Raw genomic sequence first — 16,425 nt, forward strand, 5'->3', positions numbered from 1 at the left:
TTATATGCCTTCAACAGTATTAATAACCGGCGCTACCAGCGGAATAGGAAAAGCCGTTGCCGAAAGGTTAGCCCAAGAAAACTTTCAACTTGTTCTTTGCGGAAGACGTCTAGAGCGTTTAGAGAAATTGGAAAAGGAACTCAGTCAACAAACCGCTGTTTTATGTTTAAATTTTGATGTTCGCGATAAAGAAGAATTACAACAAAAAGTAGAAAGTTTGCCGGAGAAATTTCAGCAAATAGATATTTTAATCAATAATGCCGCCAACGCTCACGGAAAAGATTTGATACAAGACGGCAATACGACAGATTGGGATGCCATGATAGACATAAATATAAAAGGTTTACTGTATATGACCAAAGCCATTTTGCCCGGAATGCTAGAGCGCAAAAAAGGCCATATTTTACATATTGGCTCTACTGCCGGAAAAGAAGTTTACCCGACCGGCAATGTATATTCTGCCACCAAACACGCGGTAGATGCCATAAATAAAAGTATGCGTTTAGACTTAAACGGCACCGGTGTAAAAGTTGGAGCAATAAATCCCGGTTTGGTAGAAACCGAGTTTAGCGAAATTCGTTTTAAAGGCGATAAAGAAAAAGCCAAAAAGGTTTACGAGGGTTACACGCCTTTACAACCTAAAGACGTTGCAGAGATTATTCATTTTATGCTAACGCGGCCGGCACACGTAAATATTGCAGATTTGATGGTGATGTGTACAGACCAAGCTTCGTCTACTATTATAGATAAAAAATAAATTGTCATGTTAAACAAGCGGCTTCTTATAAAAAACCTATTAGCTCACAACGATGAGAATAGTTTTTATGATAAGAAACGCAAAATAAACATCAACGAAACCGAGGGAAAAGGCAAATTTTTAAAACATATTTGTGCGCTGGCAAACAGCAACCCCAACAACAATTCTTATTTGGTTATTGGTGTAGAAGATAAAGATAACCGCGTGGTTGGAGTAGATTTTTTTGACGATAGTAAAATTCAAAACCTCATAAATGCTTACTTAGAAAATCCGCCTTTAGTTACTTATGAGAATATTTTATTTCCACATTTGCCCAACGATAAAGTAGTAGGACTGGTAAGTATTCGGGCACAAAAAAACAAAATATGTGCGCTTAGAAAAAACATCTGGAAATATTATGGCGGGATGGTTTTCTTTAGGGAAGGTAGCATAAGTTTACCCAAAGCTTTTGATGTAGAATTAAAAGATATAAATTCTAAAATAGTTGCTGCAATAGAAAAACACTCGCAAAACACTATAGCAGACACCTTAGACGGCGTCTTTGAGTTTATGCGTAAAAATGAAGATTACCATCCTACTTATAAAGTTTTTAAAGAATATTTTGTGGTTTGCTGGGCGGCAAAACAGAAAAAGATTGAAGACACCATTTACCACTCCCGCGTAAATATCGAGTTGATAAACGAGCAGGTAAAACTCTTTTATTCAGATCTAGACGAGATAAGTATTGCTTATAACAAAGACAGTTTTAAAATTGTAGAATATGTACATTTAGGTTTGTACGAAAGCTATAAATATTACCCTTTAGAGGAAGTTACTTTTCATTTTAAAAACAATATGAGTTACGAAATTGAAAGTAAAATGGTATTTGTACCGCCAAAATTCCCTAAAAAGACCTTATACCACATTTTTAACAGCAACAATGCATTGCTTCAAAAGTTGGAAAAAACACAAAAGCTTACCGCTCAAGAAGAAAAAGACTTACTAAAATTACCGGCAACTTACCTACTTTGCCATTTTAATAATTTTGAACAAGCTTTACCAAAATTAGAAAACGCAAAAAGCCTTTTAAAAACCCGGTCTGTTGCAGCTTACGAACGCTATAAAGAAAGCATGCGTATTTTGCGGAAACTGCGCTATAATTAAAGTTTCGCCAAAATTTCCCGCTATTAATTTAACATTCCTTATTTTTACCACATTCAGAAATTACTATGAGAACATTTGCTATTGGAGACATTCACGGCGGTTTAAAAGCCTTAAAACAAGTTTTAGAACGCGCTGAAGTCACAAAAAACGATCGACTCATTTTTTTGGGCGATTATGTAGACGGTTGGAGCGATTCTGCCAATGTTATAGGTTACCTAATAAATTTATCGCAAGACCACGATTGTATTTTTATAAAAGGCAATCATGACGATTTAGTAGCCTATTGGTTGCGAACCAGAAAAAAATACGACCAATGGTTAGAACACGGCGGTCGGTCTACCTTAAATGCTTACGAAGACTTTACGGAAACAGAAATTAAAGAACATCTACATTTTTTAGAAAACACCAAAAACTACTATATAAACGAAGAAAACCGTTTGTTTCTACATGCAGGTTTCGCCAATATTCACGGTCCGGCGCAGGAATATGAAGATTATGTTTTTTATTGGGACCGCACTTTGTGGGAAATGGCTTTGGCACTTGATAAAAACCTAGAAGAAGACGATATATTTTATCCTAAACGTTTAAAACTCTTTAAGGAAATTTTTATCGGGCACACCCCAACAACAAGAATTAACAAAGAAAGTCCGGTAAACGCTGCCAATGTATGGAATGTAGATACCGGCGCCGCTTTTAAAGGCAAACTTTCTATGATAAATGTAGAAAGCAAAAAAGTGTACCAAAGCGAACCGGTTTATCAACTCTATCCTGATGAAAAGGGAAGAAATTAATCAAAAAAACAATTTTATCATGAAAAAAATAGCTCTTTTAAGTTCGTTATTTTTTCTGGGTTACACAATGCAAGCCCAAGAAAACGACTTTCCGCAAAATGAAGTAAAATTAAACATTGCCAACACCATAGCCATTGCTTCGGTAGAGGTTGGTTACGAACGTTTTATTGGTTTTAACCAGTCTATTGGCGCAGAAATTCTATTTAACGACCGTATAAATTATCATTCGGAGTCCGGCTCCAGAAAATTTAACACCAACAGTTTTAAGCTTGGGTACAATTATTATTTTGGCGAAGAAACTCCCGGCTCTGGTATTTATGCTAATCCATTTTTAAAATACCGTTTTGGGGATTTTGAACAGGATAAACAAATACCTACCGGCCCGGAAACTACAGAAATAAAAACTGTAGAAACAGATATGAATACTTTTATGGTAGGAATTGGCGCCGGTTATAAATGGAATTTCAACAACAAATTTGTAATTGGACCTTATGTCAATATTGCCCGTAATTTTAGCGAAGAGGTAAAAGATCGTTTTTCTGCAATTGAGTTTAATGCCGGTTTAACGGTTGGGTATAGATTTTAATTGTACAGAAAACAGGTTTCATCCTAAAAAAACGGATGTTCGTTTTATTTAAAATTTTTCTTTCAAAATGCTTTATAGTTTTAGTTTTCAACCTATAAAGCATTTTTTTATGAAATTTATTCTAATTCCCTTTTTGATTTGTTGCAGTCTTTCGCAAGCTATTGCACAAACAACTTTTAAAGATCCCGATGTGTTTTTACGGAAAGGAGAACAAGTGCCGCAAGTACTTTTGGTTGGCAGTTTTCATTTTAATTATCCGGGCTTAGACGCTCATAAAACCACAGAAGAAGATAAAATTAATATCTACTCAAAAAAACGACAACTAGAACTGCAAGAATTGCTGGATTACATCAGTAAATTTAATCCAACAAAAATTATGGTCGAAGCCGGGAAAAATACTGGTTATCTCTTTGCCAATTACAAAGCTTATAAAAACGGGACAGAAAAATTACGCGCCAGCGAAACCAGCCAAATAGGAATGCGATTGGTAAATCGTTTTAATTTGGATACAATTTATGGCGTAGATGCTCCCTCTTTGCTGTATGAATTGCAGCTGAAGAAAGATACATCAAGCCCAGAAACTTATATAGACACTATAACTAAAAGGCATTATTTTGGCGGAGAAGATAAAATTTCCAAACGCTACTACAAATACTACCGCTATAAAGATCAAGTAGAAGTTAATACTACTTTATTGCAAAGTTTTAAATATATGAATTCTGAAAAAGCATTGAATCGCGGTTTTGGCGCCTATATTGCCGGCGGCCAATTTACTTCTGATGCAAACGAGGGACCCGACGCACTTTCTATGCTTTGGTTAAACCGAAATCTTAGGATTTTTAGAAATATTCAAAAAATTGAAAATACTAAAAACGACCGCATTTTGGTTTTATTTGGTGCCGGACACGTGCCTATTTTAAAATGGTTATTTGAATGTACTCCAGAATATGAGCTCGTAGAATTCAATAACCTTTAAAAATGAAAAATTTAATTCTCATTTTTTTTGTTATTTATATTGGTCCGGCTTCTTTAGCGCAAAAGAAAGAAGTTTTGTTAATTGGAACTATGCATACGGTTCCAAAAATTGTAAAAAACAGTTATAAAACCCTTTTAAAAAAAGTTTTAGATTACAAGCCAGAAGCTATTTATGTTGAAAGTCCGCGTGCGCAAGATTCCATAAGTTGGCAATATTTAAAAGACGGCTGGTCTAAAGCCTATAAAGAATTTTATTTTTTGTCAGATTCGCTTCGGCATAACTTTTCCTTCCGTAAAGAGAAATTAAACCGGCTTTTGAAAAAAAGTTTTAAGAATTTAACGGCAAGCCAATTAGATACTCTAATTTACTCTTTTGGTTATCTAAGAGATTACGCCAATTATAAATTTTACCGTTATATTAAAAAACACGGTTCAAAAGGTACTAAAAAACCAAGCCGACACGAAGATGGAGATTTAACCGCAAAACTCGCTTTGCAATTAAATATCAAACGTTTACAATCTATGGACGACCAGCAGACCAATAAAAAATACCATTTGGCTTGGAAAAAATGTGCTCAAGAAGGAAAAGAAAATGGCGATAATAAAATAAACCAAAAAATCAATAAAAAGCAGTATAATCGTGGAATAATTCCGGCACTTTTTGGCAGATTGGGCTGGTATGTGAATAAGAGAAAATCTCTAACAAGATTGCATAAGCTTGCTGCATTTACCTATGTGAAAAACAAAACAAAAAGTTGTACGTTGGGCGAAAAGTATTGGAATAAAAGAAACCAACGAATGGCAAAAAATATAGGAAGTCAAATAAAAGCCAATAGGGCGAAAAAAAATATCGTGATCGTTGGTGCAACGCATATCATAGGTTTGGAGAAATCTTTAAAAAAGGACTTTCCGGAGATTAAAGTAACACTATTAGAAGATTAATTTAACAAATGAATAAAAAACAAGAAATACGATACCATCTTATTTTTTGGATACTTTTTATTATCATGGAAGTATTCTCTGATATTGTCTTAAAAGATAATTTAAACTCTTTTAACCTCTATTTACTGCATAATATTGAGTTCTTGCTTTTGCAAATAGGTGTTTTCTATATCGTTTATTCTTGGCTTGCGCCGAAGTGCGTTCCGCAAAAAAAATGGGGAAATTTGTTTTTGGGTTTATTAGGCATTCTCTTACTATTTGCAGCTTTACGCTATATTTTTGAAGAAGTAATACTGTATGCTATCACTGGTTATCACAATTATTACCCCGACTCATTACGGCCGCTTTATTATATTTTTGACAATTCTTATTACGCTTTTCGGATTTTTTTACTGGCCTTGGTGTTTTATTTTGTCAAGCATTTGCTTAACACCAAACAAGAAATCAATGCGTTAAAATTAAAGAAAAAGCAAGCCGAATTGCGCGCATTAAAATCGCAATTGAGTCCGCATTTTCTTTTTAATACACTCAATAGTTTTTATGCAGAGGCTTTGGATGTAAACAGCAAATTGAGCGACGATATCTTAAAACTTTCAGAAATGCTTCGTTACATCACCTACGAACAAGAAAAAGAGTTTGTATTCTTAAAAGAGGAATTGCGCTTTCTAGAAAATTATATCAGTTTGTTTCAAAGAAGGTTTGACGATAATTTGTTTATTGAAAAATCTTTTCCTAAAAACACCAAAAACTATAAAATACCTGCTTTGCTTTTGCTTCATTTTATAGAAAATACTTTTAAGCATGGGGTTTTAGATAATCGTGAAGAGCCTGTTTTTCTAAAGCTTACCATTATGGACGAATATTTAGAATTTAGTTTAAACAACGCAATTAAAACCGACCAACACTTAGATGTTGGCGGTATAGGTTATAAAAATATAGAACAACGTTTGCACTTATTGTTCAAAAAAACCTATGAACTAAAGCATTTTCAAAAAGAAAATAGGTATTTTGTTTTCTTAAAAATTCCGCTAAAAAACTAATATGTCCAGTCAATTTACATGTTTAATTATAGATGATGAGCCACCGGCTATTCGTGTTTTAGAAAAATTTGTAAAAATGGTAAAAGAGCTAGAACTGCTTGCGAGCTCTACCAAACCTATAGAAGCTTTAGAATTAATTAGACAACGCCAACCCGATATTATTTTCTTAGATATCCAGATGCCTACCATAACCGGGTTAGAATTATCTAAATTGATAAAATATGATGCTAAAATTATTTTTACTACCGCCTACCCACAATTTGCGGTAGAGGGTTTTGAGCTTAATGCGGTAGATTATCTTTTGAAACCAATTGCGTTTCCACGCTTTTTAGAAGCTATCGAAAAAGCAAAAAAGAGTTCTACTAAAAACAAGAATGAGCAAACTAAACAAGAAGATTATTTTTTTATTAAAACAGACGGCAAGAACAATTTTAGCAAAGTGCAACTTGCGCAGATCCTCTACTTAGAAAGCATTAAAAATTATGTAATAATTCACACCAAAAATGAACAGTTGGTTACTTACAATACCTTAAAAAACCTACAAGAAAATTTACCAAAAAACAATTTTATTAAAATTCACAAATCCTTTATTGTGGCAATTAATAAGATTGAAAAAACACAGAGTTATTCGGTTTTTATAAATAATAAAGAGCTTCCTTTAGGGGAAACTTATAAAACCGCTTTTTTTGAAAAAATAAACGCCATAAAGCTATAAAGTAAGTTTTAGCTTCTATTTTACAATCGTAATTTTGCTTAATTTTTTTCAATATAAAACCCCTATTATAGTTTAGTCTTTTCTCCTAGCGTTTCTTAACGTTTTTAAAATCTAAACCCAAAAAGAAATAAAAAACCCTCTTGCTGCAAAAACAAGAGGGTTTTGAAATTTAAGTTAAACGTGTTCTATTGTTAAGGTCTCGACTCCGCTCGACCTGACATCTTTCGACATCGCGCAATCTGACACTTACTTATTATTATTTAAACTTAAAAATGATTTCTATAAATCAAATTTAATTCCTTGTGCCAATGGCAACTCGGTTGTATAATTTATCGTGTTGGTTTGTCTTCTCATATAAATTTTCCAAGCGTCAGAACCAGATTCGCGTCCGCCGCCGGTTTCTTTTTCACCGCCAAAAGCGCCGCCAATTTCTGCTCCGGATGTACCAATGTTTACGTTTGCAATTCCGCAATCAGATCCTTCTACAGATAAGAAACGTTCTGCTTCGCGCAAGTTATTGGTCATAATAGCAGAAGATAGACCTTGCCTAACACCATTTTGCAATTCTAAAGCATTAGCAACATCGCCTTTATACTTCATAATATATAAAACAGGACCAAAAGTCTCGTGTTGTACAATATCATAATGGTTTTCTGCTTCGGCAATGGCAGGTTTTACGTAGCAACCGCTTTCGTAACCTTCGCCTTCCAAAACGCCACCTTCAACCAAAATGTTTCCGCCTTCTTCTACAACTTTATCTAAAGCAGTTTGGTAATTTTTAACCGCATCTTTGTCAATTAACGGACCAACGTGGTTGTTTTCATCTAAAGGATTCCCAATTCTAATTTGCTTATACGCATCTACAATCGCGTCTTTAACCTTATCATACACATCTTCGTGCACAATTAATCTTCTAGTAGAAGTACAACGCTGTCCGCAAGTACCAACCGCACCAAATACAGCACCAATTACGGTGTTTTTAATGTTGGCATCTGGTGTTACAATAATAGCGTTGTTTCCGCCAAGCTCTAATAAAGATTTTCCTAAACGTTTTGCTACGGCTTGTGCTACAATTTTACCCATTCTAATAGATCCGGTTGCAGAGATTAACGGCACGCGCTCATCGTTGGTCATCATTTCGCCAACTTTATAATCTCCGGTAATTAAACAAGAAATCCCTTCTGGCAAACCATTTTCAGAAAACACACGTGCTGCAATATTTTGACAAGCAACAGAAGTTAAAGGCGTTTTCTCCGATCCTTTCCAGATACAAGCATCACCACAAACCCAAGCTAAAGCTGTGTTCCAAGACCAAACTGCTACGGGAAAGTTAAATGCAGAAATAATACCTACCACGCCAAGCGGATGATATTGCTCGTACATTCTGTGTCCGGGACGCTCCGAGTGCATGGTCAAACCGTGCAATTGGCGCGAAAGTCCTACGGCAAAATCGCAGATATCTATCATTTCTTGTACCTCGCCCAAACCTTCTTGGTACGATTTTCCCATTTCGTAAGAAACCAATTTACCCAATGGTTCTTTAAGGCGACGCAACTCGTCATTAAATTGTCGTATAACCTCACCGCGTTGTGGTGCCGGCATTGTGCGCCACTCTTTAAAAGCTTTTTCTGCGGTAGTAATTACTTTTTCATAATCTTCTTTGGTGGTAGCTTTTACTTTTCCTATCAAAGCCCCATCAACAGGAGAATAGGATTCTATAACCTCTCCGTTACTAAAAAAATCCATTCCGGTAGAAGTACCTTTGTTTATATCTTGATTTAAACCTAAATCTTTCAAGGCTTTGTCAATTCCAAAGTTTTTCGCAATCTCACTCATCAAATTTTTATTTTTTTCGAATTAATAATCAACTAATTGCGAAAATAACAAAAATAGACGGTTATTCCTCATCTGCTACAAAACGTTTGTCAACCGGCATCACTTCGCCGCAATTATCGCAGGTTCGCAAGTCTTTGCTTGTGTAAAAATGCTTAAAATGCTTTAAAAAATCTTTTTCTATATTATCTAACGGAAAGTAAACCTCATATAGTTTATGGTTGCAATTATCGCAAAACCACAACAAACCGTCTTTGCCCGGCAAATCTTTACGCTTCCGCTCTACCACCAAACCAATAGAATTTTCTCCACGCGCCGGAGAATGCGGCACTTTTGCGGGATGCAAATACATATCTCCCGGTCCTAATTGCATGGTTTTCTTTTTGCCATCTTCTTGAATGTGTACTTCTATATTGCCCTCCAATTGGTAAAACAATTCCTCGGTCTCGTTGTAGTGGTAATCTTTACGCGCGTTTGGTCCGGCCACAATCATTACAATATAATCGTCAGATTCTTTGTATAAATTTTTGTTACCTACCGGCGGTTTTAAATGTTTACGATTTTCTTCTAACCACTTATCTAAATTAAAAGGTTTTGCAATAGCCATAATAAAGTTTTTTTGATTGCTTAAATTTACTAAAAGCATTTTAATAGCTCTAATTTCTATTTGTAATTTGGGCAGCTTTTGGCCAAAAAAGACCAAAACCGCGCTATCCGTTACAATTCCGTTTGTGTTGTTGCTGTTTTTCAATGTTTTCCGTAAAGATAAAAGCAGTCTACCTTTTGCTGTGGCTAATTGAAACCAAAAAAAGCACAAGCCGGGATTTTCACTACTATCGCTGCCGCAAAAAAATGACAGACTTTCCACCTTCCGTAAAGAAAAAATAAAAAACTTCTTATAGCGTTTAAAAATGTTTATTTTTAGTAAAAAAAGTATGCGTAACCTTTTTTATCTATTCGTATTTTGCCTAAGCTTTATCGCTTGTCAAAACCAAAAAGAACAACCAAAAACCGGTAGGCTGGTAACGGTAAAAGACACTTTGTTTACCAAAGAAAAACCGCCTTTTGCAATTGCCATTCACGGCGGAGCGGGTTATATTGTTAAAGAAAATCTAAGCGATAGTCTTGAAAATGCTTACCGCAATAAACTAAAGGAAGCGATTTCTAAAGGCAACGAAATTCTAAAAAACGGCGGAAAAGCAGTAGATGCCGTAAGCCAAACCATACAAATTTTAGAAGCTTCGCCATTGTTTAATGCCGGAGTTGGCGCGGTGCTCACCAACCAAGCAGAAGCCGAGTTAGATGCATCTATAATGACTGGAAAAACCTTAAATGCCGGCGCAGTAGCTGGTGTAAAAAATGTAAAAAGCCCCATAGCTTTGGCGCAAGAAGTTATGCTTAGCTCAAAACACGTTTTGCTGGCACGCGAAGGCGCAGAAGCCTTTGCAAAACAACAAGGTTTAGCTATGGTAGATTCGGGATATTTTGTAACGCCAAAGCAGTTAAAAACCCTACAACGTTTAAAGAAAGAAGATTCTCTAAAACAGGCTTCCAACTACAATCCTTTTCTTAAAAATTCTAAGTTTGGTACCGTAGGTTGTGTTGCTTTAGATAAAGAAGGCAACTTGGCAGCAGGAACTTCTACCGGCGGAATGGCCAATAAAAAATGGGGCCGCATTGGCGACTCGCCCATAATTGGTGCGGGAACCTATGCCAATAACAAAACCTGCGCGATTTCTTCTACCGGTTGGGGAGAGTTTTATATTCGTGGCGTTTTGGCATACGATGTTTCGGCTTTGATGGAATATAAAGGCTTTTCGTTAGAAAAAGCTACCCGAGAGGTAATCTATAAAAAACTACCAAAAATGGGCGGTAATGGCGGTATGATTGCGTTAGATAAAAATGGCAACATTAGCATGCCATTTAATACCAAAGGAATGTTTCGCGCCAGCTACGTGAACGGAGAGTTGAGAATTAACATGTTTAAAGAAGAATGAAGCCTTTTGTAAAAGTTAGTTTTTTCACACCAACATTCTGCTTACCTTTAAGTTTCCTCTTTTAATAAAAGTTTTATGCGTTTTTATTATTTTACCTTATTGTTTATCATAAGTCTTATTTTTACTACCTGTAAAGATGATGACACTCAAAAAACCGACAATCTCTATGAGTATAAAGATTATATAAGTTACCACACCAACGGGAGACATTCTGTTGCGGCACCCATTAAAATTAAACTCAACAAGCAAGTTGCGCAATACGAGCTTTCGCAGGAAATACCCTCTAACTTAATAGCCATTTCTCCTGAAATTAACGGGAAATTGTACATAGAAAACGGCAATACTTTGTTGTTTCAACCAAAAGAGAACTTAAAACCCGACACCAAATACATTCTAAGTATAAACCTTAAAGAGGTTTACGGAAACCTACCAAAAGGTTTAGAAAAGTATACTTTTAGTTTTAAAACTATTGCCCCCAATTTTAAAATAGAAACAGGTAATCTGCAATCATACTCTAAAGAAAAACAATACTTATTTGGAGAAATAGAAACCGCAGATGTAATTAATTTAATACAAGCAAAACAATTGCTTATTGCCAAACAAGACGGTAAAACCTTGCCTATATCTTGGGGGAATAATGCCGCCACGTCTACTATTTTTCACTTTAAAATAGATAGCATAAGTCGAAAAAAACAAAAAGATCAAATTTCACTTTCGTGGAATGGGAAACCTATTGGCGCAGAACATAAAGGTAAACGTAACTTTAAAATAGCCGGGCAAGACAACTTTAAAATTGTAGATATACACAGCAGATTAGACGAGGAAGTTTCTTTGGCTATCAATTTTTCAGATCCTATAAATCCGCAGCAAGATTTCCAGGGTTTGGTAAATATAGAAAACCAAAAAAATCTACGTTTTGAAGTAGACAATAACGTTCTGCACGTTTATCCTAAAAAGCGCGTAACCGGCAAACTAAAAGTAGAAGTTTTTAGCGGTTTGCAAAACCTGCAAGGCGCTACGCTGCAGCAAAACTTCAGTGAACTTATTGGTTTTCAAGAATTAAAACCGGCCGTTAGAATGCTATCTAAAGGCGTTATTTTACCGGCATCTACCAACACGCCCATACATTTTGAAACCGTAAACTTACGCGCTGTAGATGTGCGCATTATCAAAATTTACCAAGATAATATTTTGTCTTTGCTGCAAACTTCCAATTTATACAACACCTATAATATAAGAAGAGTTGGAAGAAAAATTGCGCAAAAAACCATTCGTTTAAAAAACACTAACTCGTTTAATACTAGCAACTGGCAAGCTCACGCTATAAATTTATCTAATTTTATAAAAGCAGATCCAGGTGCTGTTTATCAAGTAGAAATAAGTTTTAGAAAAAACTACAGCACCTACAAATGCGGTAACCAAGACAAAAACGAGCAAAAACCAGTAGTACAAACAGAAAAAGCTTACCCAAACGAGCAATATCGCGAAGAGCAATATTGGAATAACGAGCTGTACAACTGGCGCCAAACACCCTACAATTGGCAAGAAAAAGACAATCCGTGTCACGCATCTTATTACCAAGAAGACCGCTTTGCCAGAACCAATATTTTAGGGTCAGACCTTGGTTTATTGGTAAAAGAAAGCAACAAAAACACCTATAACGTAGTAACTACAAATTTGCTAAAAGGAAATCGGGAAATTGGTGTAAAAATTTCTTTGTACGATTTTCAAAAACAGCTCATTAAAAAAGCTACCACCAAACAAGAAGGCATTGCAAAAGTTACCACCAACCGGAAAGCAGCTTTTATTATTGCCAAAAAAGGAAATAATTACGCTTACGCGGATTTAGACGGCGGCAACGCCCTTTCGTTAAGCAAGTTTGATGTTTCGGGACAAGAATTACGACGCGGTTTAAAAGGCTTTTTATATACAGAACGTGGTGTTCATAGACCCGGAGACAGCATTCATCTAACATTTGTATTAAACGATAAAGAAAATCCCATTCCGCAAGAACATCCCATACAACTTTCTGTTACAGACGCGCGCGGCAGGTTGGTTTTAGAAGAAAATTTACGGGAAACAAAAACCTCAAGAAAAGCTAAAAACGGTTTTTATTATTTTCCCATCGCAACCCAGAAAAACGATCCTACCGGCAATTGGGAGGCCAAAATAAGTGTTGGTGGCGCAAATTTTACCAAAACCCTAAAAGTAGCAACGGTAAAACCCAACCGTTTAAAAATTAATATAGATTTTGATCAAGAAATCTTAAAAGCAGAAGAAACGATAGAAGGCAGTTTGTCTGCAAAATGGTTGCACGGCGCACCGGCCAGAAATTTAAAAGCAGCTATAAATGTAGAGCTAAGTCCGGCGCCCAGTGCTTTCCCAAATTACCAGAATTATATTTTTACAGATCCGGTGCGCAGTTTTGAAAGTATAGAAAACAAATTTCTAGAAACCCAACTTTCGGAAAGCGGTAAAGTGAATTTTCAAAAAAACATTCCGCTTAACACCAAAGCTCCGGGAATGCTACAAGCCAATTTCCTAACCAAAGTTTTTGAAGGCGGCGGCGATTTCTCGATGGATGTTATTTCAAAAAAATTAGCGCCTTACCCCTATTTTGTTGGTTTGCAAACCCCAAAAACTGAAAAATACGATTCCTACAACACAGAAGAAGATATTAATTTTAAAGTACTTAGTCTTAACGACGAAGCCAAACCCGCCGCCAATCGGGAATTGAAAGTTTATGCTTATAAAATAGAATGGCGTTGGTGGTGGAACCGTGGAAAAGACAATCTTTCCCGCTACGAAAATGCCGAAGTACACAGAGCAATTAAAAAAACAGAAATAACCACCAACGCTAATGGTAAAGCAACATTTAGCTTGAATATTCCCGAGCGCGAAGCCGGCAGATACTTAATTAGAATTGTAGACGAAGCCTCTGGTCACGCCACCGGAAAACTAACTTATTTTTATGAAGATTGGCACAAAAACCCATCTGATGCGCAATCTGAATCGGCTAAGATGTTGGTTTTTTCGGCAGATAAAAAAGCTTATAAAGTAGGCGAAGAAGCAGTTATTACTTTTCCATCGGGAGAAGGTGGTAATGCTTTAATTAGTATTGAAAATGGCAGCAAAGTCTTATCGCAACAATGGGTAGAAACCAAAAAAGGAGAGACGCAAGTAAAAATTCCGTTAAGTAAAGAAATGGCGCCCAACATTTATGTAAATATCACGTTATTGCAAGCACACGAACAAACCAAAAACGATTTACCAATCAGACTTTATGGGGTTATTCCAATTTTAGTAGAAAACCCAAACACCAAGCTAGAACCAGAATTACAACTCCCTAAAAGCATAAAGCCAGAACAGAATTATTCCGTAAAGGTATCTGAAAAAAACAACCGTGCAATGACCTACACGTTGGCCGTGGTAGACGAAGGTTTGTTAGATCTTACACGTTTTAAAACGCCCGACATTCACCAAGCTTTTTATGCCCGCGAGGCATTGGGCGTAAAAACCTTTGACATTTATGATGATGTGATAGGGGCTTTTACCGGAAGTGTAGACAATATTTACGAAATTGGTGGGGGAGATTTGGCTGCCGGCGCAAAAAACAGAAAAGCAGATCGTTTTAAACCAGTTGTAAGTTATTTAGGCCCTTTTTATTTAGAAGCCGGAAAAACCGCAACACACAAATTATACATGCCAAATTATATAGGCTCTGTACGCGCAATGGTAGTTGCTGGCAATGAGGAAGATACAGCTTACGGAAATGCAGAAAAAACGATTTCTGTAAAAAAACCATTGATGGTATTAACCTCGCTTCCGCGGAAATTATCGCCGGGAGAAAAAGTAACGCTGCCGGTAACCGTCTTTGCGATGGAAAAAAAGATAAAAAATGTGCAGGTAAAGGTAAAAACAGATGCTGCTTTAAAACCTCTAAAAGAAACCAAGCAAAATATACGTTTTAACGAAGTAGGCGAACAAATTGTAAACTTTGAATTTGAAGTAAATTCTGCCAGTAAGCCACAAAACATACAAGTTTTTGCCTCAAGCGCCGGCGAAAAAGCAAAGTCTTTTGTAGAGATAGATGTAATTAACCCAAATCCGGTAACCCATAAAGTGCAAACTAAAGCCTTAAAAAACGAGCAAGAGGCTAGCTTTACATTTTCACCTTTTGGCGTTTCTGGAAGTAATAGCGCCAATCTTGTAGTTTCTACTTTACCACCAATTAATTTGGAGAAGCGTTTAGATTTTTTAATCAATTATCCGCACGGATGTTTAGAACAGATTATTTCTGGTGCTTTTCCACAATTATACCTCAACGATTTGGCAGAAATTACCTATGATAAAAAACAAGAAATTAAAGAAAACATAGAAAGTACTTTACAAAAATTAAACGATTATCAATTAGCTTCGGGCGCATTTGCGTATTGGCCAGGAGGTAATTCTCCAGACGATTGGTCTACTACTTATGCGGGACATTTTATGCTGGAAGCCAAACAGAAAGGTTATGTTTTGCCGGTAAGTTTGCTTTCTAATTGGTTGTCTCACCAAAAACGTAAAGCCCAACATTGGCGTAATTCGTATACATCGTATAACAGTAGTCTAAATCAGGCTTACCGTTTATATACTCTAGCTTTGGCAGGACAACCGGCATTGGCCGCAATGAACCGTTTGCGCGAATCTAATGAGATGAACACAGCTGCAAAATGGCGTCTGGCTGCTGCCTATGCTCAAAATGGTAAAAAAGATATTGCCAACGATTTACGTTCTACAACCAATATTAATTTTGACGAAAGTAAAAACAATAAGTTTACCTACGGTTCTGCATTTAGAAACAAAGCAATGGCATTAGAAACTTTGGTTTTATTAGAAGACAAAAATCAGCTAGAATTGGCACAATCTTTAGCCAAAGGCTTGTCTTCGCAAAAATGGTACAGCACGCAAGAAACGGCCTATGCCTTGTTGGCGTTATCTAAAATGGCAGTAAAACAAGATGAAAAAGCTATAAATGTGGGCTATATCCTAAATGGAAAAGAATTTAATGCTAAATCTGATAAAAGTTTGGTTAGTAAAAAGCTCCACTTGAAAGCAGACGAAAATAAATTAAACCTGACAAATCATAATAATCAGATGGTTTTTGTAACCTTGACCCAAAGCGGGAAGTTACCGGTTGGAAAAGAATTACAAGAACAACGCAATTTGCAAGTAAAAACACAGTTTGTAGATGCAGAAGGCAGCAAACTAAACATTAAAAATTTACGCCAAGGCACAGAAATTACGTCAAAAATAACAATTACCAATACCGGATTAGACGCTATTAAAGACGTAGCATTAACACAACTTTTTCCAAGTGGATGGGAAATTGTAAATACCGGATTTACCAATTTTGGAAACGAGCAAAACACCAATTATACGTATAAAGACATTCGGGATGATAGGGTGAGTTTTTATTTCGATTTGGATAAAAAACAAACAAAAACCTTCCGCGTAAAGCTAAACGCTTCCTATTTGGGCAACTATTATTTGCCGGGAACGCAAGCAGAAGCCATGTACGATAATAACTATTTTGCCCGTAATAATGGAGTTTGGGTAAAGGTAATAGAGTAAAACCTTAAGAAGTTTTAAAAATCTTCTACTAAT

Annotated in this window: 12 protein-coding genes; 10 read left to right on the forward strand and 2 right to left on the reverse strand. The window is 36.1% G+C overall.

Annotated features, from left to right (window positions below):
- Nucleotides 1-4 precede the first annotated feature (4 nt).
- The 8 genes from FKR84_RS00820 (at nt 5) to FKR84_RS00855 (ending at nt 6,949) form a co-directional block, all read left to right on the forward strand.
- Nucleotides 5-757, forward strand: a complete 753-nt coding sequence (locus FKR84_RS00820) for an SDR family NAD(P)-dependent oxidoreductase (RefSeq protein ID WP_141420284.1) — start codon at nt 5-7, stop codon at nt 755-757.
- A 6-nt stretch (nt 758-763) separates the two neighbouring features.
- Entirely contained in the window at nt 764-1,900 is a 1,137-nt protein-coding gene (locus FKR84_RS00825; RefSeq protein ID WP_141420285.1) for an ATP-binding protein, read from the forward strand.
- A gap of 65 nt (nt 1,901-1,965) precedes the next feature.
- Entirely contained in the window at nt 1,966-2,691 is a 726-nt protein-coding gene (locus FKR84_RS00830) for a metallophosphoesterase (RefSeq protein ID WP_141420286.1), read from the forward strand.
- A gap of 19 nt (nt 2,692-2,710) precedes the next feature.
- The gene (locus FKR84_RS00835; RefSeq protein ID WP_141420287.1) at nt 2,711-3,277 is read left to right on the forward strand and encodes an autotransporter domain-containing protein; all 567 of its coding nucleotides are present in this window, start codon (nt 2,711-2,713) and stop codon (nt 3,275-3,277) included.
- A 109-nt stretch (nt 3,278-3,386) separates the two neighbouring features.
- Entirely contained in the window at nt 3,387-4,253 is an 867-nt protein-coding gene (locus tag FKR84_RS00840; protein ID WP_141420288.1) for a DUF5694 domain-containing protein, read from the forward strand.
- A 2-nt stretch (nt 4,254-4,255) separates the two neighbouring features.
- On the forward strand, nt 4,256-5,194 hold the full coding sequence (locus tag FKR84_RS00845; protein WP_141420289.1) for a DUF5694 domain-containing protein: 939 nt from the start codon (nt 4,256-4,258) through the stop codon (nt 5,192-5,194).
- Between the two features lie 8 nt (nt 5,195-5,202).
- Complete coding sequence (locus tag FKR84_RS00850) at nt 5,203-6,234, forward strand: sensor histidine kinase (protein ID WP_141420290.1); 1,032 nt, start codon at nt 5,203-5,205, stop codon at nt 6,232-6,234.
- 1 nt (nt 6,235) lies between these two features.
- A complete protein-coding gene (locus tag FKR84_RS00855; RefSeq protein ID WP_141420291.1) occupies nt 6,236-6,949 on the forward strand; it encodes a LytR/AlgR family response regulator transcription factor in 714 nt (237 codons plus the stop codon).
- Nucleotides 6,950-7,228: 279 nt separating this feature from the next.
- Here the strand turns inward: FKR84_RS00855 and amaB are convergent, their stop codons facing one another.
- Nucleotides 7,229-8,785, reverse strand: a complete 1,557-nt coding sequence (gene amaB, locus FKR84_RS00860; RefSeq protein WP_141420292.1) for an L-piperidine-6-carboxylate dehydrogenase — start codon at nt 8,783-8,785, stop codon at nt 7,229-7,231.
- A gap of 61 nt (nt 8,786-8,846) precedes the next feature.
- Nucleotides 8,847-9,389: a 3-hydroxyanthranilate 3,4-dioxygenase gene (locus FKR84_RS00865; protein WP_141420538.1), complete on the reverse strand. Its 543-nt coding sequence runs from the start codon at nt 9,387-9,389 to the stop codon at nt 8,847-8,849.
- A gap of 328 nt (nt 9,390-9,717) precedes the next feature.
- Here FKR84_RS00865 and FKR84_RS00870 point away from each other — a divergent pair, with 328 nt between their 5' ends.
- Complete coding sequence (locus tag FKR84_RS00870; RefSeq protein WP_141420293.1) at nt 9,718-10,779, forward strand: isoaspartyl peptidase/L-asparaginase family protein; 1,062 nt, start codon at nt 9,718-9,720, stop codon at nt 10,777-10,779.
- A gap of 75 nt (nt 10,780-10,854) precedes the next feature.
- Nucleotides 10,855-16,392, forward strand: coding sequence for an Ig-like domain-containing alpha-2-macroglobulin family protein (locus tag FKR84_RS00875; RefSeq protein WP_141420294.1), 5,538 nt, complete (start codon nt 10,855-10,857; stop codon nt 16,390-16,392).
- The last annotated feature ends 33 nt before the right edge of the window (nt 16,393-16,425 follow it).

It is taken from the genome of Haloflavibacter putidus (assembly GCF_006546625.1).
Lineage (GTDB): Bacteria > Bacteroidota > Bacteroidia > Flavobacteriales > Flavobacteriaceae > Mesonia > Mesonia putida.

Bases quoted from the DNA above. Each gene is read 5' to 3' on its own strand.
- FKR84_RS00820 (WP_141420284.1), top strand. From the start codon at position 5: ATGCCTTCAACAGTATTAATAACCGGCGCTACCAGCGGAATAGGAAAA.
- FKR84_RS00825 (WP_141420285.1), top strand. From the start codon at position 764: ATGTTAAACAAGCGGCTTCTTATAAAAAACCTATTAGCTCACAACGAT.
- FKR84_RS00830 (WP_141420286.1), top strand. From the start codon at position 1,966: ATGAGAACATTTGCTATTGGAGACATTCACGGCGGTTTAAAAGCCTTA.
- FKR84_RS00835 (WP_141420287.1), top strand. From the start codon at position 2,711: ATGAAAAAAATAGCTCTTTTAAGTTCGTTATTTTTTCTGGGTTACACA.
- FKR84_RS00840 (WP_141420288.1), top strand. From the start codon at position 3,387: ATGAAATTTATTCTAATTCCCTTTTTGATTTGTTGCAGTCTTTCGCAA.
- FKR84_RS00845 (WP_141420289.1), top strand. From the start codon at position 4,256: ATGAAAAATTTAATTCTCATTTTTTTTGTTATTTATATTGGTCCGGCT.
- FKR84_RS00850 (WP_141420290.1), top strand. From the start codon at position 5,203: ATGAATAAAAAACAAGAAATACGATACCATCTTATTTTTTGGATACTT.
- FKR84_RS00855 (WP_141420291.1), top strand. From the start codon at position 6,236: ATGTCCAGTCAATTTACATGTTTAATTATAGATGATGAGCCACCGGCT.
- amaB (WP_141420292.1), bottom strand. From the start codon at position 8,785: ATGAGTGAGATTGCGAAAAACTTTGGAATTGACAAAGCCTTGAAAGAT.
- FKR84_RS00865 (WP_141420538.1), bottom strand. From the start codon at position 9,389: ATGGCTATTGCAAAACCTTTTAATTTAGATAAGTGGTTAGAAGAAAAT.
- FKR84_RS00870 (WP_141420293.1), top strand. From the start codon at position 9,718: ATGCGTAACCTTTTTTATCTATTCGTATTTTGCCTAAGCTTTATCGCT.
- FKR84_RS00875 (WP_141420294.1), top strand. From the start codon at position 10,855: ATGCGTTTTTATTATTTTACCTTATTGTTTATCATAAGTCTTATTTTT.